This window comes from Mesobacterium hydrothermale, assembly GCF_035818635.1.
Lineage (GTDB): Bacteria > Pseudomonadota > Alphaproteobacteria > Rhodobacterales > Rhodobacteraceae > Mesobacterium_A > Mesobacterium_A hydrothermale.
The window spans coordinates 406-25,793 of sequence record NZ_JAYLLH010000029.1 but is presented as its reverse complement, the minus strand read 5'-3'; the positions used below and the strand labels follow the sequence as shown (position 1 = coordinate 25,793).

Genomic DNA, 25,388 nt, shown 5'->3' with positions numbered 1-25,388 from the left:
GGTTCATCCTTGTCGGCACCGATGCCGATGGCACGGTGACGGAACCAGGCCACGAGGATGACAACATCGGTGCTATCGCGCTGGATGTGACATTGGCCCCCTATGCCGATCTGGAAGTCACCGCGGTTGACGCCCCGAACCTGACGGTGGATGATCCGGGGTATGTTACCGTCAGCTGGACGGTCGAAAACACCGGCACCGGACGGGGCATTACCGATGGGTGGACCGACCGGATCGTCATTTCCACCGACGAAGTGATCGGCAACAGCGACGACCGCACGATTGCCGAGTTCGACCACACCGGCGGGCTGGACAAGGACGCCACCTATGACCGCAGCGAAAGCTTCTACCTGCCGACGGCGCTGAACGGACGGTTCCACCTGTATGTGATCGCGGACGCCAAGGACGAGGTGTTCGAGAACGGCCAGGAAACCGACAACCGGATGAAGCTGGACGGGTTCTTTGACGTGGCCCCGATCCCCTATGCGGATATGGTGGTGACCGATGTCACGGCCGCGGATACGGCCAAGTCCGGCGAAACCGTTCTGGTCAGCTGGACGGTGGCGAACCAGGGCATCGGCCTGACCCAGACAAGCCGCTGGACCGATCTTGTCTATATCGCGGACAATCCCGATGGCACCGGCAAGGTGCTGGCTGGCAAGTTCCAGCATCTGGGCTTTCTTGCGGCCGGGGCGGACTATACCCGCGAAGCACAGATCGCGTTGCCCGACGGCTGGGAAGGCCCGGCCTATTTCTTTGTTGAAACGCCGGGCGGCACCAGCACCACCCCCTATGGCGCGCCGTATGAATTTGTCTTCACCGACGATGGCAACAAGGGTGTTTCCAACAAGGTCGACGTGACGCTGACGCCGCCGCCAAACCTGGTGGTGACCGAGATCCTGGCACCCGACACCGCGCCCGAAGGGTCGGCCATCGACGTGACGTGGACGGTCAAGAACACCGGCACCGGAACCGCCGAAGGACCGTGGACCGACCGGCTGGTGCTGCGCAAGTCCGACGGGTCGGGCAACGATATCGCCATCGGGACCTATTCGTTTGACGGACCGTTGCAGGCCAACACGACCTATACCCGGCGTGAACAGATCATTCTGCCGGCGCAGACCAACGATCGGTATGATCTGATCGTCATCACAGACTACGGCAATGACGTCTACGAACATACCAACGAAGGTGACAACGAAAGCGACGGCGCGACGCAGATTCTGGTGTCGCGCCTGCCGCGGCCCGATCTTCAGATTTCCGGGTTCGAGGTCAACGACACCTTTACCGCAGGCGGCACCGGCTCTTTGCGCTGGACGGTGATCAACCAGGGCGCAGTGGCGACCACCGTGCCGAACTGGACGGATTCGGTTTACCTGTCGCTGGATGAAAAGATCACCCACGACGACATCCGGCTTGGCAGCTTCTCGAACGAGGCGGCGCTTGGCTCGGGCGAGGAATACCTGAGCCAGGAGGTGTTTTTCCAAATCCCGCTGCGGTTCCGCGGCGACGTTTACCTGCTGGTCAACACCGACAGCGGCAACGCGGTCGAAGAATGGCCGAATGACGGCAACAACCTTGGCGTTCAGAAGATCTATGTCGATCCGGTGCCGTTTGCCGACCTTGTCGTTCATGACGTGGTCACGCCGACGCAGGCGTTTGAAGGCAACGAGGTAACGGTAACCTATACCGTCACCAACCGTGGGGCAGGGGCCACCAACCTGGGCTCCTGGGCGGAACAGATCTGGCTGACCGTTGACAAGAACCGCCCGCATCCGGGGCAGGGCGATGTTCTGTTGCAGACGCTGCAATATACCGACGGTGTGTTGGATGTGGGGGCCGGGTACGACCGGACGGTGACCGTGACGCTGCCCGATACGGTACGGTCGGGGAACTACTACATCACGCCTTGGGTCGACCCCTATGGCACGCTGCTGGAAGATACGTTGGCGGTCAACGTCAACGAAGACGACCCGACAGAGCTGAATTCGAACAACTACAAGGCTGGCGGCGGCGATGTGATCGGGTCGAACCCGGTGCTGGCGGTGATCGGCGATCCGCCGGATCTGACGCGACCGGACGTGAACATCACGATCGATGCGGTCACACCCACGGCTCTGGCCGGGGTCGATGGCGAAAACGACTTCGAGATCACATTTACTGTCGGCAACACTGGCGACAAGGAAGCCGGGAGCAGTCTTGTCACGATCTACCTGACCTCGACCCCAAGCCTGAGCGCGTCGGGGCAGGAATACTGGCGGTTGTTTTATTACAACCTGCCGGATTCGATCGGCATCAACGAAAGCAAGACTTACACGCTCAAGACCAAACTGGCGCCGGGTCTGGACGGGGCTTACGTGCACGCCATCGTCTCGCAGTCGGGCGATCCGAACAGCGACGACAATTCCGATGTCACCACCACCAGCGTCAGTTCGCCGGAACCGAACCTGCGGGTGACGGATGTCGTGACCCCGACCGAGGCGTTCTCGGGCGAGCTGGTCGAATTCACCTACACGGTGACCAATGACAGTACAGCGGACATCTGGGACACGACGCAATACTGGCGCGATCAAGTCTGGGTGTCGCGCGATCCCGAATTCATCCGGGACCGCGCAACTCTGCTGAAGACGGTGACGATTTCCAACGCCGACGGGCTTGCGGCGGGCGAAAGCTATTCTCGCACGGTGGAAGGGACGTTGCCGCCGGGAATCGAAGGCCCCTATTACGTTTATGTCTTCACCAACACCGACAGCGCGCAGCAGGACCACCAGAGGACCTGGCCCTATACCGGCAGCAACAACGAATTGCAGGCGGCGCGGTTTACGCGCAATGCGTTCGAACACCCCGAAGGTTCGATGCTGCAAGGCACGTTCGATATCACCTATCGGGAACCCGATCTGCAGGTGACGGCGCTGACCGTGCCGGAAGATCTGCACGCGGGACAGACCATCGACATCAGCTTTGAGGTTACCAACGTCGGCAACCGGGCCACGCGCGAAGAAAGCTGGATCGACCGGGTCTACCTTTCGGTGGACAGTTCGCTTGATACCGGGGATTTCCTTTTGCGGCGCGAGGTTGGAAACCGCGAGATCAAGGCCGAAAGCAAGCACGTCGGGGTGCTTGACCCAGGTGAAAAGTACACTGCGACGGTCACCGTAACCCTGCCGTTTGAAATCGAGGGCGATTTCCACGTTCTGGCCGTGACCGATGCGGACCTGTCCGACAGTTCGTACAGCAAATCGACGATTTCCGACCGTTTGCGTGGCCTTTCAGGTAATTCCATCGGTGTGGTGCGCGAATTCCAGGGCGAGGGCAACAACACCACGTTCGAAGCGATCAACATTGGTGCCTATGTCGCGCCGGAACTGGTTGTCACACAACTGGACGCCAGCGAACGGGCCGTGCGCGGACAGTCGTTCGACGTGTCTTATACTGTCACCAACCAGGGCGGCGCGGTGCCGTTCCAGCAGGCGGATTGGGACGATCTGGTCTATCTCAGCCGCGATCCGTTGCTGGACATCCGGTCTGACCGCTTTATCGGTACGATCGGCCATACCGGGGGTCTGGGTGCGGGCGAAAGCTATGACGTCAGCAGCACTTTCACGGTGCCCACCGACATGCCGACAGAGGCCTACTATGTCTTTGTCGTCACCGACCCGTCCCGGAACGGCAACCGCGGCACGGTTTACGAGGTCGATGACGCCAACAACGATGCGCGTTCCGATGTGCCGATGATCATCGACCTGCCGCCGCCGACGGATTTGCAGGTGACGTCGATCACGGTTCCGTCGTCGGCACGGGCGGGCGAACCGATCACGATCAGCTGGGTCGTGACCAACAAGTCCGATGACGTCGTGGCGGAAGGCAACTGGTCCGATACCGCGTATCTGTCGTCGGATGGCACCTGGGATCTAGGCGACCGGCCGATCGGGCGGGTCAGCACCTCGGGCCCGCTGAACCCCGGCGAAAGCCGGACGATGACGCTGGAAACCACGATGCCGGCAGCGACGCCGGGCGGGTATCGCGTCATCGTGCGCACCGATATCTTCAACCAGATCCACGAGGGCGTGAACGAGGCCAACAACACCACCGCCAGCGCCGACACGCTGCAAACCACGGTGGACGAGTTGCTGATCGGGACGCCGACGACGATTTCCTTGCAGAACGCGGGCGAGAAACTCTACCGCATCACGGTTCCGCCAGAGGAAACCCTGCGCGTCACGGTGCTGTCGTCCGAACCGACGGCGCTGAACGAGATTTTCATCCGGCACGATGCGCTGCCGACGGCAAATGCGTTTGACGCAACCTATGAAGGGTCGTTGTCCAGCGACCTGATTGCGCTGGTGCCCTCGACCGAACCGGGAACCTATTATATCTCGGTGCGCAACTTCTCGGGTCCGCAGGACGGCACTGACCTGACGATCCTGGCAGAGCTTATGCCGCTGGTCATCACCGATGTGCAGACCGACCGTGGCGGTTCGTCCAAGTTCGTCACGACCAAGATCACCGGGGCTCAGTTCGCCGACAATGCGACGGTGAAATTCGTGCGTCCCAACATTGCCGAATTTGCGCCGGTCGACTGGAAGGTCGTGAACTCGACCGAGATCATCGCGACCTTCGATCTGACCGACGCGCCGCATGGCTTGTATGACGTGGTGGTGACCAACCCGTCGGGGGCGCAGGCGCTGTCGCCCTATCGGTTCCTGATTGAACGCGCGATCGAAGGCGACGTGACGATCGGGATTGGCGGGAGCAGGGTTGTCCTGCCGGGCGAAACCGAAACCTACTCGGTTGCGTTGCAGAACCTGAACAACCTTGATGCCCCTTACACCTTCTTCCAGGTCGGCGTTCCGGAACTTCTGAACAACCCATATGTGTATGGTCTGCCGTTCCTGGATTTCTTTACCAACGTGCGGGGCGAACCGGATGGCGCTGCCGGGACTCCGAACGAAGACATCTTCTGGGCCGGGCTGGAAAGCATCGTCAACACCAACGGTCAGCTGACCACGCAGGGCTATCTGTACGATCTGCCGGCAGACGGGTTTGCGGGCTTTACCTTCAATATCGCGGCCTATCCCGGCCTGCAGGAACTGCATGACGAGGCGTTCGACGCCTTCCGGTCGCGGATGGCCAGCGTGCTGCCCGATCTGGACGGTATCCTTGAAGAAGGCGGGCAGGGCGCGATTGGCGACTGGTACGACGCGGTCGTCGACAAGGCGGCAGAGGCCAACCCGGCGCTGGGGGCGGCCATGGCGGCCTTCCCGTTTGAGGATCTGTACAACAAGAACGTGGCAAAGCCGGGGGAATGCGAGATCCCGTTCATCCCGTTCCGGTTCCACATCTTCGCCACCTCGACCAGCATGACGCGCGACGAATTCGTGGCGCATCAGACCAAGATCGCGCTGGAATTGCGCGACAACATCCTGGCCGCCGACGAGGCACCCGCACCGCTGATCGCAATCGTGGCCGACCCCGACCTGTGGGTCGACTTCTACCTGGCCGGTCTGGAACAGGCGGGCATCCTGCGCGACGAAGGTGAAAAGCCCCCGATCCGCGAACAGCAGGAAATCCTGTCGCTGATGGCAACGTTGGCGTCGGGCATCCTGTTTGGCCCGGCAGGCCAGGACATCCGGTCGGATGGCGACATTCTTGGGTTCTTCGAAGAATTGCGGACGCTCTACGGCCACCAGGAAGGCCTGATGGCCGAGATCGAGTACTGGGACGAACGCGAAAGCGAATGCTATACCGGCGAAATCCCGGTGCCGCAGTTGCCCGAGTTTGCCGACTACAACCTTGGTCTGACCAACGAAACGCATTTCGAGGCGGTGCGCATCTATTCGCCCTGGGTTCCGTTCGAGGATCGCGGCGCGGCATTGCCAGAGGACTTCATGAACCAGGGCCCGGCCCCGGTGGATGGCGACGAGTTCGAGGCGCTGAACTTCGCCGATTATTTCGCCGATCCGGCGAACAGCGGTGCGCTGGCGTCGATTTCCGGTCCGCAGACGCTGGAAACCGAAGGCTGGTTGCCCGCGTCCGAGGACTTGCCGTTCACGGTGAAATTCGAAAACGATCCGGCCTCGTCGACCTATGCCAACCAGATCGAGGTGGTGACGCAGCTGGATGACGATCTGGACCCGCGCAGCTTCCGGCTGGGCGATATCAAGATCGGCAACATCACCATCGACGTTCCGGACGACCGCTGGTTCTATCAGGACGAAATCGACTTTTCCGACACGCTGGGCTTTGTCGTGCGCATCAGCGCCGGGATCGACCTGTTCCAGGATCCGGCGGCGGCGCGCTGGGTGATTCAGGCGATCGACCCGCTGACCGGCGAAAAGATCCAAAGCACAACCAAGGGCCTGCTGCCGCCGAATGTGGCGGCCGGCGAGGGGGCCGGCTTTGTCACCTACACGGTCAAGCCCGCCGACGATGTCGAAACCGGCACGCGCATCACATCTTCTGCGCGGGTGCTGTTCGACACCGCCGCGCCCGAAGACACCGGTGAACTGATCCAGGTGGTGGATGGCGCAGCCCCGGACACCTCGATTTCCGCAGCGCAGGTGAAAGGCACCGACAATTACGAGATCAGCTATGAATCGAAAGACGATCCAGGCGCGTCGGGCGTCAAGCATGTCACGCTTTACGTGGCCGAGAACGGGGGCGATTTCCGCATCTGGCAACGCCGCCTGACCGAGGTGAGCGGCACACTGATCTTCGAGGGCGAAGCCGGCAAGACCTATGAATTCCTGGCCCGGGCAACCGATATCGCGGGCAACCGCGAGGTGCCGTCGGATGGCTCTGCCGTCACATCTGACGGGCAGCCGGTGAACCTTGGCGGGACGGCGACCGTCGACAGCACCACCGCGCCGAACTTTGGCCGCGCGCCCGATCCGGTGGAAACGCCCTCGACGAACGATCTGTTCGTCCGTGCCAGCGAAAACGTGCCCGCGGCCGACCCGTTGGTGAACCTGCCGGAATACACCACGGTCCTGAACCCGTTCATCGGCAACGCCTTTGCCACCGGGTTCCAGGCGTCGCAGACCGGCATCGCGCCGATGGCCATCCTTGAGCTGTCGAACGGCAATGTCCTGATCTCTGGCGGGTTGAACCGCGGTGAACTGTTCCTGTTCGACGGGCAGGGCGGCGTTGCGGACAGCACCACCCGTCTGGCACAGTTGGATGACCCGATCTTCAACCTGGCCGAAGACGCTGATGGCACGATCTGGGCCACGACCGGTGGCGGCGCGCTGCTGAAGCTGGACGCGGAAACCGGCGGTGTCGTTGCGCGCTATGGCGACGGGCTGACGATGGGTCTGGCGATCGAGGAAACCACCGGGTTGATCTATGTCGGTGCCAATTCTGGCATCCTGACCTTCGATCCCACGACCGAGAAATTCACCCAATGGAGCCGCGACGAAAATCTGCGCATCGGCTCTATCGCCTTCGACAACCAGGGGGCGCTTTGGGCGGTGACCTGGCCCGACCGGAGCCAGGTGGTGAAGTTCACCAACCGTCAGCGGGCGGAAATTCAGCTGGAATTCGACAGCCTGATCGACAGCCTTGCCTTCGGTCAGAAAGGCACCGCGTTGGAGGACTTGCTGTTCATCTCGGCCAACACCGGGACGGTGTCCAGCACCGGCGAGGCGGCAGAAGGCTCGGCCCTGACCATGGTCGATCTGGAAACCCTGCAACGGATCGAGGTCGCACGCGGCGGCACCCGGGGCGATGTGGTCATCACCACGATGGATGGCCGCGTCCTGGTCAGCCAGTCGAACCAGGTCGACGTTGTCAGCCCCGCCTATGCGCCGATGATCGTTGCCACCAACCCGCCTAAGGACGCGGTCATACCGTTGCCGATGTCGGTGCTGACGGTACGTTTCGATCAGGATATGTTCGCGGGCGATCCGACATCGACAGCGTCGGTGGTAAACCCCGAGAACTACGTACTGGAAGGCGTCGAAAACGGCACGATTACGCCCAATGCGGTGGTGTACGACGCTGCCAACCGGTTGGTTCTGCTGAAAGTGTCGAACCTGCGTGCCGACGACTACACCCTGACGGTGAAAGGGTCTGTGACCTCGACCCAGGGTATCCGGATGGGCAACGATTATGTCACCGAGTTCCAGGGGATCGAGGACCTGAGCGCCCAGATCCAGGTTGAATTCGTTGCTACGCGGTACAACCGTGCGCTTGGCACCGTGTCTTATGATGTGCAGATCACCAATACCGGGGCCAACGACATTGTTCTGCCGGTGCTGCTGATGCTGGATCCGCGCCGTGGCTATTCCGGCGTGCCGTCCGATGCCAGTGGCCAGACCGACCAGGGGGTCTGGCTGATCGACCTGTCCTCGACGCTACCCGATGGCGGCAAACTGGCCGCGGGGGCCACCACAAGCGGCCAGACAGTGGCAATCGTTACACCTGATCGCCAGCGGGTGCAGTTCTCTGCCGGTATCGCGGCGTCGGCCGGCCCGAACAAGGCGCCGGTCATCACCTCGACCCCGCCGGAAACCGCGACCGTGGGCGAGGCATTTGCCCACACAATCACGGCGCAGGACCCAGACAACGATACGATCGTTTTCCACCTGCTGGATGGTCCGGCAGGTATGGCACTGAACGCGACGACGGGCGAATTGACGTGGATGCCCGACGCCACCGCGAACCTTGAAACGCCCGTTACGGTGCAGGTGTTCGACGCTCGTGGCGCGGTGACGGTGCAGCGTTTCGTGCTGACCGTCGAAGGCGGCAACGAAGCGCCCGAATTCCTGTCGATACCGTCAGAACTGCGCGCCAGCGAAGGCGAACTGGTCGAATTCGAAGTGGTTGCCGCCGATATCGACGGCGACGAGGTCGTGACCTGGATCGACAACCTGCCGGAAGGTGCGTCCTATGATGCCGAACGCCGGACGTTGTCGTGGCAGGTGGGCTATGAACAGGCGGGCACCTATACCCTGACCGTGCGCGCCTCGGACGGGCTGCGCGAAGTGGCGACCGACGTGATGATCTTTGTCGCCGAAGCCGCGCGCCCTGTTGCCCTGCGCACGCCGGGCAAGATCACTGCGACAGAAGGCGACCGCATCCGCTTCAACCTTGTCGCCGATGCAGAGCCGGGCGCACCTTTGTCCTTCGGCGTGGTCAACGATACGCTGCCATTCGGGGCCAAGCTGAACGCAAGCACCGGCGAATTCGAATGGACCCCGGGCTATATTCAGGCCGGCACCTACGAAATCATGTTCGCGGTTTCTGATGGCACGGGCGTTGCCGTTCAGGCGATGGAAATCGAGGTGACCGCCAGCAATGGTGCCCCGGTCTTTGACAATTTCGATGGTTTGCAGGTCTACGAAGGCCAGGTGTTCTCTGTCCGGGCCTTTGCCACCGATCCCGACAACCCGTTCTATGAACCGGGCTATCGCGATTCAGACGGCGTGTTCCACGAACTGGGCGACCTGTCCAAATCCGTCACCATCGAAGTGGTTGAAGGCCTGCCGACCGGTGCAACGTTCGATGCCGAAACCTGGGAGCTTTTGTGGGTGCCGGGTGCCGATCAGGCGGGTGTCTACGACATCAAGTTCCGCGCCACCGACGATGGCGCCGAAACCGGTACCCCGCTGACCGCAGAAGAAACCCTGCGTATTACCGTGCGCGAACTGAACCTGCCGCCGGTTTTGTCGGAACTGACCAACATCACGCTGGCGCGGGGCGAGGTTCGGGAAATCCCTGTGTCCGCGGTTGACCCCGACGGCGACCCGATCGCACTGATGCTGACCAACGAAAGCCCTGGCCTGCCGCTGCCGAACTTCATCACCTTCACCGACAACGGCGATGGCACAGGCAAGATCCGCCTTGCGCCCGGCGTGGGCGACCGTGGCGAACACGCGGTCACCATGGTGGCCTATGACGATGGCGGGGCACAGGGGGTGCAGCGTGGTGCGCTTTATACCTTTGTCATCGATGTCCAAAGTGACAACGAACCGCCGCAATTCTCATATCAGGGGGATGTGGTTGCCGTTGCGGGCGAAGAACTGTCGCTGACGCTGAATGCGACCGATCTGGATCAGGACGCGCTGACCTTTGCGCTGTCGGGTCTGCCTGCGGGGGCGGTTCTGACGATGGACCCGCTGATCTATGGCCGGGCGCAACTGACCTGGACGCCGACCAGTGGCCAGATCGGGGCGCATACCGCCACCGTGTCCGCCACGGATACCGGGGCTGCGGGTGTGACCGCACCGGCCACCACGAACCTGGTGTTCGGCGTCACGGTGCGGGCTGCCAACGCCGCGCCGGTGCTTGATCCCATCGGCATTCTGAAGGGCAAGGAAAACACCGCGCTCAGCTATACCTTTGGTGCTGCGGATGCGAATGGCGATACGCTGACCTACAGCGCCGGCAACCTGCCCAGCGGAGCCACCTTCGACCGGGCGACCGGAACGTTGAACTGGACACCGTCGCCGGTACAGGCGGGTACCTTTACCGTCAACGTAACGGTGTCGGACGGCCACTCGGAAAGCAACGAGGCCGTGACGATCGAGATTGAGCAGGAAAACCGCGCACCGGTCTTCGTGCCGATGACGACACAACTGGGCCGCGACCGGGCGGAAATGCGCTTTACCGTTGTGGCAGACGATCCCGATGGCGACGCGCTGAAGCTGAGCGTCGTGTCGGGCCTGCCCGAAGGCGCGGCCTTCTCGGAAGAGCGGGGCGAATTCGTCTGGATCCCGCAATATGACCAGAGCGGCACCCACACAGTGATCTTTGGCGCGCAGGACTCCGCCGGGGCCGAGGTGCGCTATGCCGTCGATATCATCATTGCCGATGTAAACCGCGCGCCAGTGATGCAGGTCTCGGATCGCGCCTTCCTGATCGGCGAAGAAAAGAGTTTCACGCTGGAGGCCAGCGATCCGGACGGCAATCCGCTGACCTTCAAGGCGCTGGATCTGCCCGATGGCGCGACTCTGGATGCCACGACAGGCACGGTAACATGGACGCCGGGGCCGGGGCAGGAGGGGGACTATTACGTCACCTTCATCGCTGACGACGGACGGCACGATGCGCGCCAGACCATCGTCATGCGCGCGACGCTGGAACCCGAGTTGCCGGTGGTGCGGATCGAACTGACGCCCAGCTTCCCTGCCGTGCCGGACCAGCAGGTTCTGGTGCAGGTGGTGGCCGACAGCCTGTCCGACATCACCGCCATCAGCCTGTGGGCAGGGGCGCAGGAACTGGCACTGGATGATCTGGGCCGCGCGCTGATCACCCCGACAGAGGCGGGCAAGATCGACCTGCACGCTTATGCGCAGGACGCAGACGGCAATATCGGCGACACCGTGCTGCCGCTCAAGGTCCGCGATCCGGCCGACCGCGCTGCGCCGGTGCTGTTCCTTGGGCAGGGGTTGAACCTGACCCAGCTGAGCGGCGAGGTCGAGATCGGGGGGTTGGTCGAAGACCTGAACCTTGATTTCTGGCGGCTGGAATTGCGCAGCGCCGATGGCAGCCAGCTGATCCGCGAACTGGCCTCGGGCGAAGACCCGGTGGGCGGCGTTCTGGCGACGCTGGATACCCGCCACCTGGCCAACGGGTTCTATTCGCTGCGGCTGACCGCGGCGGATATCGGCAACCGCTATTCTGTCGAAAACGTGGATATCGAAATCAACGGCGCCGACAAGACTGGCCGGTATATCGCCACCGAAACCGACCTGACGACCGATCTGGACGGGGTCAGTTTCTCGCTCACCCGGCGGTATGACAGCCTGGCCGGGCCGGATGCCGATTTCGGCAGCTGGAGCGCGGGTTTTGATCTGGATATCGAAACCAGTGCCGGGACCACCGGACGCGAGGCCTATGGTATCTATGCCGCGCTACAGGAAGATGCGCGGCTGTACCTGACGACCCCGGATGACGACCGGATCGGGTTTACCTTTGCCCCGACCGAGGAAATCCTCGGCGGACGCACGTTCTATCGCGCGGCCTGGGTGGCCGATGGCGGTAGCGGCTGGACGTTGGAAAGCCCCGACATGTTGCTGCGCAAGTCCGGCGGGCGGTACTTCACCGCTGATGACGGGCTGCCCTACAACCCGACCGATCCCTTCGTCGGGGGCGCCCGCCCCTTCCTGCTGACGGCGCCGGATGGACGGGACTATTCCGCCGCTTCCGATGGGCGGATTCAGGAAATCACCGTAGGGGGTCAGCGCCTGTTCGTGGGTGACAGCGGCATCACCTCTGCCGCGGGCGACGTACTGTCGTTCCTGCGCGATGCCGATGGCCGGATCGTGCGCGTCACCACACCCGACGGCAAGGCAACGGTCTATAGCTATGACAGCGACGGCCGACTGGTGCGGACCCGGGCGCTGGAAGACGGCTCTGGCAACAAGTTCGGCTATGACGACGACGGGCTGGATATCGTCACCGGCGCCGGTGGCAGCGGCAAGGTCATCGTGCACGACGGCGCAGGCGGTATCGCAGAGATCCCTGTGAACGAAGACCTTGGCGGTATTTCCCAATTCACCGGCCGGACGATCAGCGGTGACGCGACCGGGGCCAGGCAGATCTATACCCTGACGGTGCGTGACAGTGATTTCATCACCGGACCAGGCGATGGCAAGGGCCCGATCGTGCGTATCGTCACTTCAACCACCGACGCAACGCCGGAAATCGACGGTGCCAACCTTTTGTCGTTGCAGCGGACCGGTGGCCAGACCGTCGCGCTTTATCGCTTTGCCAAGCCCGGGCTGTATACGCTGGCCGTGGGGGGCACTGGGGCCTATGACCTGATTGTTGACGCCGCGGGCGACCTGAACAACGATGGCGCGGTGAACGGGACCGACAGCGACCTGTTGCGGACGAATGCTGCGGGCAGCGACATCACCGGCGACGGGGTCATCGACGCGCAGGACCGGCAGGTGCTGAACGTCAACTTCGGCATTCGCGGGAATTCCGCCCCGGTGGTCGCGACCACGCTGCCGGATATCTTCACCCATGCCGAACTGCCGGTGCTGGTGGCGCTGGACGACATCGCCAAGGATGGCGAGGGCGATCCGGTGTTCTTCCGCATCGTCTCGACCGAGAATGTCTCGGCCCGGTTCACGCCGGATGGCGAATACCTGCGCATCGTGCCGGACCTTGGCTTTACCGGCGCTGCGTCGATCACGGTGTCGGCGGACGATGGTTTTGCCGCGACACCCGATATCAAGCTGGATGTCGACGTGTCCGCTGCGGCCTTGACTGAGTTGACGATCCTCAAGCGTGAATTCCTGTTCAACGAACCGGGCGAAGTGGGCGAACTGATCGTCGTCGGCCAGTTCGAGGATCAGGCAGACGTGATCCTGCCGTTCGACTACGTCAACGTCATGTCGCATGACACCTACGTGGCGCGGGTCGCCGACAGCGGGCTGGTGACCGGCCTGTCCGAAGGTGACACCTATATCACCGTTCAGCGTGGCAATCTGTCTGCGGCCACCGCCGTTGCCGTGGGCATCGCCGATGATTCCGCCGGAGCAGTCGCGCAGATCTTTGGCATCGACGCCTATCCCGACAGCGTCACGATCCTGAAGGACGGTGGCAGCCGTCAGGTCGTCACCGAACTGGGGGCCACCGGTACCAAGTTCGTGCAAGGCACCGAAGATGGCGTGGTCTATGTTGCGGGCAATACCGATATCGTAACGGTCGATGCCGAGGGCCTGATTGAATCCGTGGGGGAAGGCATTACCACCGTCACCGTGATCTATCGCGGCGCAGAAGAAGTGCTGACCGTCCGCGTCGTTCCCCCCGTCGAAGGCAGCAGTGCCACGATCGGCGAGGAAGGCGGCGCGCTGGTCACGCCGGACGGTCTGGAAATCGCCATCGGCGCGGGCCAGATCGAAGGGGCGGCGCCGACCGTATCGCTGACCGCCGTGGACGAGGCCGACCTGGAGATCGACGTGCCGCCGGACTTCACCTTTGTTGGTGGCGGCGTGCTGGAAGTGACGGGCGGCGAGCTGACCGGACCGGTGCAGCTGGGTGCCAAAGTTTCGGCGGACGTGGCCGCGCCGGGCGATGATGTGCTGTTCTTCGTGCTGGATGATTTCACCGCCCGCACCAATGGCCAGTACGGCAAGATCTGGCGGCTGGTCGACAGCGGCAAGGTCGACGCCAATGGTGTGGCCCGGACCGCGTCGCCGCCGTTCCCGGGGTTCTCGGAACGGGGCAGTTTCCTGGTCGCGCGGGCCAACCAGCCGCTGATGGATGCGACGCTCTATCTCCCGTCGCTGGCGCGGGCTGCCGTGGCCGTGATCCCGGCGATGGCAATCGGCCTTGCGGTCGGTGGTCTGCCCGGCGCGCTGGTCGGGCTGGGGCTGGTCGCTGGGATCAGCTACATGGCGTTCCAGATGACCCCCGCGAAACAGCGGATCGACGTTTACCAGGAATTCCTGGAAGGCAAGGAATGGTCGCATTACGAACACGATGCCGACCCGACCGGTGTCGAAGGCCGCCTGAACATCAAGGCTCAGCTGCCCGCCACCCCGTTGACTGCGGCCCCCGGGGCCGATCCGGCGATCACCAAGGTGGAACCCAAGCTGCTTGGTGACGGCTCTGTCGTGTTGGAAATCACCGGCGACAACCTGTTCTATGGCACCAACAACGGCAATTCCTCGACCTTCGGGTCGTCGCTGTCCGACACCCGGCTCAAGATCACCATTGGGGGGTATTCGCAGTACATCAGCGGTGCGTCCTTTACGCCGGTCACTTTGGATGCACAGACCGGCAGCGGCACCTTCCAGGTGGCCTTGTCGTCCGACATCCTGGTTTCGCGCGCGAAATACACGTTTGAACGGCCCAAGCCCGGCGGCATTGCCGGTTCGGTCAACGGCTGGAGCGCCGGGACCGAGGCAATGGCGTCCGAAGAGTTCACCGTAAAGAACGATCGTGGATATGGCGTTGTCGGCGGCTCGGAATGGGATGGCGGGGTCGATCAGACGATCCTGCAAGTGTTCGACGTTCTGCCCGCAGGTCTGTCGGATAGTGAAAGCGGCGCCGCCCCGATTGATGGCACGCTGCCCGAAAAGACCGAGGTGGTGACAAACATCAAGCTGTTCGATGGCGTCAAGCCGATCAACGGGTGGGCCACGGACGTGGTGCTGGCGGGCGATCTGTCCGCAGCCTATGTGGCGACCTACGACGGTATTGCCGTGGTCGACATGCTGAGTCTGCGCCAGTTCGACATCGACCCGAACGCGCCGGGCACCAATATTATCAAGATTCCGGGCAACTGGGTTCAGGCAATCACGCTGTCGAACGATGGCAATTTCCTGTACGCCGCAGGGGCCGGCAAGGTCCATGTGATCGACCTGCGGCCCGGTCCGAACTTCCTGCAGCAACGGCAGGTATCGCTGCCGATCCCGGCGGATGCACAAGCCAGCCAGAATGGCAAGATCAACGACATCGAGGTCAACTCGGACGGTCGCCGCCTGTATGTCGCGGTGCCCTATTCGGGCATGTTCGGCGATGGGGGCTGGGCGCGAGGCAACGGCACCGACGGCCGGATCTTTGTCATCGACGTCGATCCCAAGCAGGCGGAACTGGCCGCACAGGGCGAGACCAACACCTATTTGCAGGTCATCAAGGATTTCAACGGCTACGAAGACCCCTACGACATCGAAGCGACCAGCGATCCGAACAAACTGGTGTTCGTGGCCCGCGGCGAATATCGCGAAGGGTTCTATACCATCCAGGCGACCGAAAGCGACTCGGGGTCGTTCGATGTCAGTGTCAGACCCCTGCGCACGATCACCGATTCCGACGATCAGAATTCGGGCCGCCGCGCGCTGGAGTTGAACAAGCGTGATATCGGTGTGCGCTACAACGGCTTCGTGCTGCCGTTCCCGCCGATCCTGATCGACGACTATCTGCCCCTCAGCAGCCAGCGCTACGACCTGGACATCCGTTACCCGGTGGCCGTGCAGGTGGCGCCGGACCTCAGCTATGCGTTTGTCGCGGATTACGACCTGTCGCGCTATCTGACGATGAGCGACAATCTGATCGCCTATGAAATCGAGCGTCGGCACGAACTGGGCAACAAGGTGGGCCTTGTCCGCAATCCGTTCGACATGGATGAAACGGCATGGAACGAACTGGGCACGCAATATGAATACGGCCTGTCCGGCCTTGTTGGCGCCACCAGCCCGATCCCCGATCAATACCTGACGGAACTGGCGATGCGCCCGGACGGCAGTCAGCTGTTCGCCAACTATCGTGCCTCTGGTGCACTGGTCACGTTCAACATCGACGAACTGATCGCGGCCTCTGACCTTGGGGTCGACGGCGACAAGATCGGCCGCAACCGTGAACTGCCGGTCGATCTGGAGCGTGGCCTGTTCGGCCTTGGCGATCCGATCATCCGCGACAAGGTGTTCGGCGACCCGCTGGATATCGTGTTCTGGGGCCGTGGCCTTGATGTGCAGAATGAAATCGGGCTGGAACTTGTCTATCCGCAAAAGGTCATCAAGGTGAACGGGGCGGATGCCGACCCGCTCAAGTTCGAGGTGCACCTGGACCCGGCCAAGATCGGCCAGCCCTATTTTGAAATGGACCTTTACGTTTCAACCCAGAAGCCGGGCGAGGGCCTGTTCCCGACCGATCCGTTCCGCGACCGCGCGTGGCTGGGCAATGACAATCCGACCGAGGCGACGGACTATCACCGCTATCGCCTGATCAATTCGCCTGCCACCGAGGGTAGCTTTGCGTTCCGGTCGGGCAAGTACTACTTCCTCAAGGCCAACGGCAAGATCGACGGGTCCAAGACCCGCGACCTGACAGAGGATGACGTCGCGCCCGGCACCGATCTGAAACATGCCGTTGTGATCGAGGTCGACGACGGGTTCAGCAATGCGCTGACCGGCAGCCAAAGCTATTACTGGGGGGTCGAGGTCAAGAGTTCCGGCGCATCGATCACCGGGTCGCGCCGTTTCATCACCGATGCGGTGATCTCGGAACAGTCCAAGTTCTCGACGGTCAACGTTCTGACCCACGGGTTCCAGATCGAAGGGATTCTGCCCGACTATGCCAACACCCCGCTGAACGAAGACACGCTGGCGGCCTGGCTGAGCTATGGCGAGATCATCGACAAGGCGTCGGGCGGCGGCACGATCCTTGTCTACAACCGTCAGACCGGCAAATGGCACGAATACCGTCCGGGTGAACCCGAAGGCTACCGGATCGACAAGGATCCGTACACGGTTGCCAATCTCAAGGAAAAAGAGGCGGTGACGCTGATCCTTGACTGGTATCGCGAAAGCAACATTTCCGACAGCGGCTTCTCCGAAGCGGCGGCGGATGCGTTCTTTGCGTCGATTGTCCAGTTGAACGACGACACCGGCGGCAAGGTCTTCAAGAGCCCGGTACACTTTATCGGCCACAGCCGTGGTACGTCGGTCAACTCGGAAATCATCCAGCGTCTGGGCGTGCATTTCCCGGAAACCGATTCCAGCAAGAACATCGACATCCACATGACCACGCTGGACCCGCACGACTTCAAGCAGGATACGCTGAAGGTCGAGCTGGAGACGATCATCAAGAACTGGCTGAAGCTGTTCAAGTTCGGGGCCGCATTGGTGTCGATCGCGAACCCGGCACTGGCCGCGACATTGATCAAGTATATCAACGGGCTGGAAGCCGGGGCCGAGATCCTGTTTGACATCGCAGGGCTGGCCGGGTTGCAGGCACGTTCGATTCCGTGGGACGATTTCAAGGACCCGAACGTTCAGGTCTGGTCGAACATCGACTTTGCCGACAACTACTATCAGACCACCGCACCGACAGGCCCGTCGACGCTGGTCACCTATGTTCCGGTGCTCAACCTTGTGCCTGTCACCACGCCGAACGGGACCGCCGTTCCGACAGAAAACGATGGCAAGGACAAGGTTCCGACGAAAAACGGGCTGGGCAAGCCCGACATCGAACTGAACTTTACCAAAGCCAAGGTGCCCGGCTTCATCGACGACGATGCCACCGCGACGCCACACAGCCGGATCACAAACTGGTATCTGGGCACGGCGGACGTCAATTCGCTCTACGTTGGCGGTGTCGGGATCCCAAGGACATTGGGCGACGAAGGGTTGGCGATCAATTCGTCGGGCGAAGGCGGATTCCTGGAAACCATCTCCAACATCTTTGACGAACAGTTCACCAAACAGCCGTACTACGGCATTGACCCGGTCGCGTTCAGCGAAGGCTGGACCGAGGTGAAGGCGCACTTCCAGAAGTACTTTGAATTCGCCAACGTGAACCCCGGGACCAACAAGTCCAACACCACCCGCACAGAGGCGATCGGCACCGGCTTCTATTTCTCGACCGTGGCGGGCAACCCCGATCTGCGGCCGGATACCAGCGAACGGGCGCGCACCAGCCTTGATTTCGACAATACCGAGGTCAGCCGTCCGACCGCGCCCAAGACAGATCCGTATCCGGCGGTGCCGACCGTGTTCAACGGCGACTTCTCTCATGGCACGCGGCACGCGCTGTCGGATTACCTGAAGTGGCTGTTCACCGCAGGCTTTACCGAAGCCGTTGGCGGTTCGAAGAACTGGACCGCAGTGCGCGACAAGATCAAGTCGACCGACGTCAAAGGCATCGAAAAGAGCATCGGCGTTGCCGGCGCAGTTGGTGCGCTGATCCCGAACCTGCCGCCCGAGCTGGGCCGTTTCCCGCTGCATTATGACCTGCCCGGTTGGTCCATGCATGGTGGCATCGACGGTACGTCGCTGGATGCGGCGATGGCTGCGGCCTTCCCCGATGGCGTCGATGAAGGCACGTCTTTCACCTTCGACCTGTTCACGGAAAACCAGGCTGGCGGATGGGGGCTGGATGGCCCCGTTGATATCACTGGCAAGTTCCTGGTGAACATGAACTTCGGCGCCGAGGCGATCGACGTGCTGAGCCGCGTGATCAAGCCGCTGCTGGAAAAGAAGCTGACGGAATACGCCGACAAGTTCACCAACCCGAACTACACCAACGCCTATACCCCAACCGAACAGAAGGCACGGCTGCGCAACGAATACGCTGCCAACGTCGGCGGCACGGTCAAGGATTTGGGCAACGGCAATTACTCGGTCGTCGATGCCAATGGCAACACGCTGCTGAACAACAGCCAACTGTCCAGCACGGTCGACAATATCTATAACTTCGTCATCGACGACAGCACGCTGCTGAAAACGCTGGCGACTGTTTTTGACAACCTGGTCAAGTCCGCCGCCAGCGATCCGCTGATTGCCCCCGCGATCAAGGAATACCTGGGCCCGTCGACCGACATCAGCGGTGGCGTGCCGCTGCTGGCCAATATCCTGGCCACGCCGCTGGACGAAAGCAGCCCGGATGCGCTGGCTGCGTCCAAGTCGGCACGCGCCAAGTCGCTGACGGAATATTTCTCGTACCTTGGCAAGAACCTGCTGGCCTTCTTCACCCACAAGTTCAAGTGGGACCTGAACCCCGATTACGCCCTTGTCATGGGCGGGTCGCAGGCGCTCAAGGAACTGGTGCGGACGTTCTTCCCCGAGGCGGAAATCCCGTTTGTGGGCAAGTCCATCCCGGACATCTTCGACAGCGTGATCGACAGTGTCGGGCAGCTCGACAAGATCACCCACAACCGGATGCTGGTGCCCAAGGGCATGGAATACGTCACCTTCGATGCCTTCTTGCCGCTGAATTCGCGTAACGACCTTCAGACCGAAGTGATCTTTACCACCATGGACGGCAGCGAATACCGCGCCAAGGCGCTGGTGACCCGTGATGGTGTGACCACAGAGGAAGACAAGTTCACCTTCGAACGGAGCTTCTTCGGCACCCAGACCGCCAAGTTCAAGATCCCGACGGATGTGCAGGGCAAGGTCGCCAACATGACAATCCGCAATCTTGGGTTGGAACGCGCGCCGTCTGAATCGCTTGCTCTTGAGGTGGTCGAAGCGCTCAAGACCTTCAATATTTTCTCGGGGATTGCCGATGCGGCCTCTGCCGTGATCGTCATCGACGACATCAAGTTCGTGAAAACCCTGTCGAATCAGACCGCTGCCAAGATTGGCGCGGGGGCCGAGTCCATCACCCTGAACGAGGTCAAGGCCCTGGCAGAAGTGGCCGAAGGCATCTGGATCGATTCCGCTCTGGTGCCCGATGCCCAGGGGCGGCTGTCTGATCTGGTGATCCAGGTCGGTGATCTGGAAGGCGACGCGCTGGCGCTGACCGACGGCAATGTGATCACCATCGACATCGACGCCGCCGGCAACGGCTGGTTCGTCGATCAGACGCCTCTGGACCAGGCTGAATACGTGGCCACCGCCAGTGCCCATGTCTTCCGCGCCGATCTGGGCAGCGAGGCATTGGACAGGATCGACCTTTTGACCGTGCTCATGCACGAAATGGGCAACGCCATGGGCCTGCCCGACCATGTCGATCCGACCGGCGACGGTTATCTGATGAGCCCGGTTCTGGACACCGGGATGCGTCGCCTGCCGTCCGGCCCGGACGTGGGGGATTGGTCGGCCCTGCTGGAAGAGGTCGACTATGTCGGCCGCGAAGGCATCGCCCGCCCGACCACCAGCCAGACGGTCGAGGCCCCCGGGGCCGCCACTGTCACGCCAGTTTCGACCCCGACGGCACCCTTCGCCAACGGATCGTTTGACAGCGGTCTGACCGGCTGGACCACCACCGGCAGCGTGTCGGTCGTCGGCGGCAAGGCCAAGCTCGACGAAGGCTCGGGCGTCATGTCCGGCCTGAGCCAGGCCTTCGATCTGCCTGCCGGTGTGACCGCACTGCAATTCACTCTGTCCGACATCACCCTTGGCAACCCGACAGATGGCCCGCCCGACGCGCTGGAAGTCGCGATCTTCGACGCGGCCACCGGCTATACCGTTCTGCCCGCGATTGCCGATCTGGGCGCGACCGATGCGGTCCTGAACATTCAGGCCGATGGAACGCGCTATACCTCGTCCGCGGTTGGGGTCAGCGATGACGGATCGGGCAACCTGATCGTTACCGTCGATCTGACCGGTATCTCGCCACGCCCCGCCGGGCTGATCCTGGCGTTCGACCTGATCGGGCTGGGCGACGTGAATGCCGCTGCCAGTGTCGACAGTGTCCGCCTGTTGGGGCTGGTTGCCAACGATCCGCCGGTTGCCGCGGGTGAATCCGCCACCACGCCGGAAGATACCCCGGTTCTGATCGATGTTCTTGCCAATGACAGCGACCCGGATGGCGATCCGCTGATCGTTCAGATCGAAACCATCACGGGTGGCGACACGTTGGTTCCGGTGGCGGGCGGCCTGTTCCGCTATACGCCAGAGGCCAACGTGACCGGCACACGGGAGGTCACCTATCGCCTGTTCGATGGCGTGAACCGGACCGACCCGGTGACCCTGACCGTCACCGTCACCCCGGTGAACGACGCGCCAACCATGCAGGCGATCCCGGATGCGCGTGTGCCGCAGGATCAACTGGCCCGCGTGGCGGTGACGGTTGCCGATATCGACAATGCGCTGGCCGATCTGGTGCTGTCGCTGGATGCCGCCCCGGCAGGGGCCACCATCGACCAGGCGACCAAGGAAATCCTGTGGACGCCGACGGCGGTTTCGACCGAAACCTTCACCGTCCGCGTCACCGACCCCGCCGGCGCGTTTGCGACCCGCAGCTTCACACTGTCGGTCATGGCTCCGCCGGTTCTGACGGTCACCGATACCAAGCTGCTGGAAGGTGCTGCGCTCAGCCATGCGGTGTCCGCCACCGACCCGGATGGCGACGACACAAAGATCAGCTACAGCCTTGTCTCCGGTCCCGGCTGGATCGCGATCGACCCGGCCAACGGTGTTCTGGCCGGTGACAGCACCGGACAGGCGGGCCGCTATGCAGTGACCGTGCGCGCCACTGACGAAGACGGTCTGCACAGCGACGCGATTGTCAATATTGCGGTCAATGCGGCGCCGACCCTGTCGGCCACGAACGTGGTGCTGGTCGAAGGCGATGCGCTGGCCGCAACACCGTTGGCCACCGACCCCGATAGCCCGGCAAGCGAGCTGACATTCACCAAGCTGTCCGGTCCGGCGTGGATCAGCGTGGATCCGGTGACCGGCACCGCCAGTGGCAACAGCGCTGGCAATGTCGGCACTTTCACCGTCGCTCTGCGCGTCACCGATGCCGAGGGCTTGACCGGTGATGCCAGCTTTGACGTCACGGTCCGCGCGCGCCCGGTTCTGACCGCAACGGATGTGACCGTGACGCAAGGCACCGCACTGTCCCATGCGGTCACCGCGACCGATGCCGACAGCCCGGCGGCCAGCCTGCGCTTTGCCAAGCTCGACGGCCCGGCCTGGATCACCGTCGACGCCGCAACCGGCGCCATCACCGGCGACACCACTGGCCAGGCCGGAGTCTTTGCCCTGCGTGTGTCGGTCACCGACCCCGACGGGCTGAGCGCAGAGGCCACTCTGAATGTCGATGTCAATGCGCCGCCGGTTCTGGCCATCGCGAACACCACCGTGGTCGAAGGCGAGGCGCTGGCAATCACGCCAACCCTGACCGACCCCGACAATCCGGCGGGCACCGCGACCTATGTCAAACTGTCCGGCCCAGACTGGATCACCGTCGATCCCGCCACCGGCGCGATCAGCGGCGACAGCTCTGGCCATGTCGGCAGCCAGGTCTTGCGCGTGCAGGTCACCGATGCAGACGGCCTGACCGGCGCGGCCAGCGTCACGATCACCGTACAGGCACGGCCCGTCATCGCCGTGCCGGATGCCACCGTCCTGGCAGGCGAAACGCTGGCCCTGTCGCCCACGGTCACCGATGCCGACAGCCCTGCCTCCAGCCTGCGCTACAGCAAGGACAGCGGCCCGGACTGGATCACCGTGGATGCCGTGACCGGCGCAATTGCCGGGGATAGTACCGGGCAGGCGGGTCTGTTCAACGTCACGGTGACGGTCACCGATGGCGACGGCCTGACCGGAACCACGTCCTTCTCGGTCGATGTGAACGCGCCGCCGGTTCTAACCGCATCCGACGTAACCCTGACCGAAGGCCAGGCAATGGATGTGACGCCGGGGATCACCGACCCGGACGATCCCGCAGGCAGCCCGACGCTGGAACTGACGACAGCGCCCGCGTGGCTGTCGATCGACCCAACCACCGGTCGGATCACAGGCGACAGCACCGGCCATCCGGGTGTCTTTACCGTGACCATCAAGGCCACCGACAGCGAAGGGTTTTCCGGCACCACCAGCTTTACCCTGACGGTCAAGGCACGCCCGGTTCTGGCCGTGTCGGATACCACGCTGGTCGAAGGCACCGTGCTGGCCCACGCGATCGCGGCAATCGACGCCGATACCCCTTCGGGCGCGTTGGTCTTTGCCAAGCTCTCTGGCCCCGACTGGATCACCGTCGACCCAGCCACCGGCGCGTTGTCGGGCGACAGCACCGGAAAGCAAGGCCGTCACAGTGTCCGGGTTCAGGTGACCGATCCCGACGGCTTGTCCGATGCCGCCACGCTGACCGTCACGGTCCTGGCCAAGCCGGTGCTGGCAGGCACCGATGTCACCCTGACGGAAGGGGCCGCGTTGTCGCTGCAACTTGTTGGCTCTGACGCGGAAACCGCCTCGGCCGATCTGCGCTATGCACTGGTCTCCGGCCCGGCATGGATCAGCGTCGATGCCACGACCGGCCTTGTCACCGGCGACAGCACCGGCCATCCGGGGGCGCAAACCGCCACCTTCCGCGTGACCGACACCGACGGGCTGACCGCCGATGTGACCCTGACGATTGACGTCAACGCCCGCCCGGTCCTGACCGCGACGGATGTCACGCTGGTGCGCGGCGATGCGCTGAACCATGCGGTCACGGTATCGGATGCCGATACGCCCGCCGCCGGGCTCAGCTTCCTGCTGCTGTCCGGCCCGGCGTGGATCTCTGTCGATCCGGCCACTGGCACCCTGACCGGTGACAGCACCGGCCAGGCAGGCGAGGCGCTGGTGCGCCTGTCGGTGACTGACGCTGACGGGCTGGTGGCCGAAGCGACGCTGACGGTCGACGTCAACGCTCCGCCAGAGGTCGAGGACCTGAGCTTCAGCCTCACCAGCGGCCAGCCGGTCTTTGCCAGCCTCGCCGCCACCGACGATGATGGTCCGGTCAGCGCGCTGACCTATTCGCTGGTTTCTGGCCCGGACTGGCTGAATGTCGATGCGACCAGCGGCCTGATCGTGGGCGACACCACCGGCCATGTCGGCAGCACGTCTGCCGTCATCCGCGTGACCGATGCCGATGGTTTGACCGCCGATGCCACCGTTGCGCTGAACGTGCGCCCGGCCGCAACAACCCGGTTGTCGACCTTCACCCCGATCCAGGTAGAGCCATTCGTCCAACCAACGTTCCAGCTGAACAATCCGCGGATCAACGGGTTCCAGCCGATTCCGGTAAACGGCACCACGACCAGCACACTGACCGGCGGCGGCACCGCGGCGGGTGGCGGCGGTGCGCTGCTGATCCCCGTACTGTTCCAAAGCACCGGCGGCATCACCGACATGGTCGTTGAAATCACCCACCGTCCCGAAGCGATCTGGATGATCGACGCGCTTTTGGGCATCTGCCTGCCGTTTGGGGTCGACGTCGACAGCGTGGTGACGACGCGCGACGGACAACCGCTCATGCGGGTCGAGATCCACGCCGAACAACCGCTGCCCAAAGGGGCACTGGACCTGTTCCGCCTGCGCATCCTGAAGGGCGACAACCCGTCCAACTCGGGCCTGCGGATCCGCGCTGTGGAAATCAACGGCCAGCCCGTCGACACCCCGATCCAGGAAGCGCCCGCGCAACTGGACGACGGCGGCGCGCTGCGTCTTGATCTGCCGGATGCGAACTTCAGTCAGGCCGACCAACTGCCCGAGGTTTATGACATCGTGCTCAGCCCGACCGGCGGGGCCGAGGACCCGGGCGAAAAGTTGATCGACCCCGAGGCGCTTCTGGGTGGCTATCTTGCCCTGAGGATGCGCGGCTTGCAGGGGGCTGACAGCGTGACCATGCGGTTCGGATACGAAGGCGCGGCGCTGATGCCCGACAGGCTTTTGCCGGTCGCCGAAGGCATCGGCGCCACCCTGACCGATCACCCCGAGCGCGAGGAGTTCGAGGTCACGGTCAGCGATCTTCCGGCGCTGGTGGGGGAACTGGCGGTGCTGGCCTGCGTTGCATTCAACCGCACACCGCAGGGCCGCCGCACCGGCACGGTCAAGCTGCGCGGCATGCAGATCGACGGCGCCGATGTCCCGATCGAGGAAGATCTGTCCGACTGGACAGGCGCATCGGGCGGCAGCTACAGTATCGCCAAGGGCACGCCCGGCGGGCTGTCCGTTCCGATCGTCCATGCACCTGTACGGGCGCCGGAGAAATGA

Annotated in this window: 1 protein-coding gene (running past one end of the window); it reads left to right on the top strand. The window is 62.9% G+C overall.

Annotation, left to right across the window (positions count from 1 at the left end):
• A protein-coding gene (locus VK792_RS16075; protein ID WP_326298884.1) for a putative Ig domain-containing protein crosses the window boundary here: on the top strand, positions 1 to 25,388 show its 3' portion. It extends 12,919 nt beyond the left edge of the window; the window shows 25,388 of its 38,307 coding nt (coding positions 12,920–38,307); its start codon lies off the left edge, out of view; its stop codon occupies positions 25,386 to 25,388.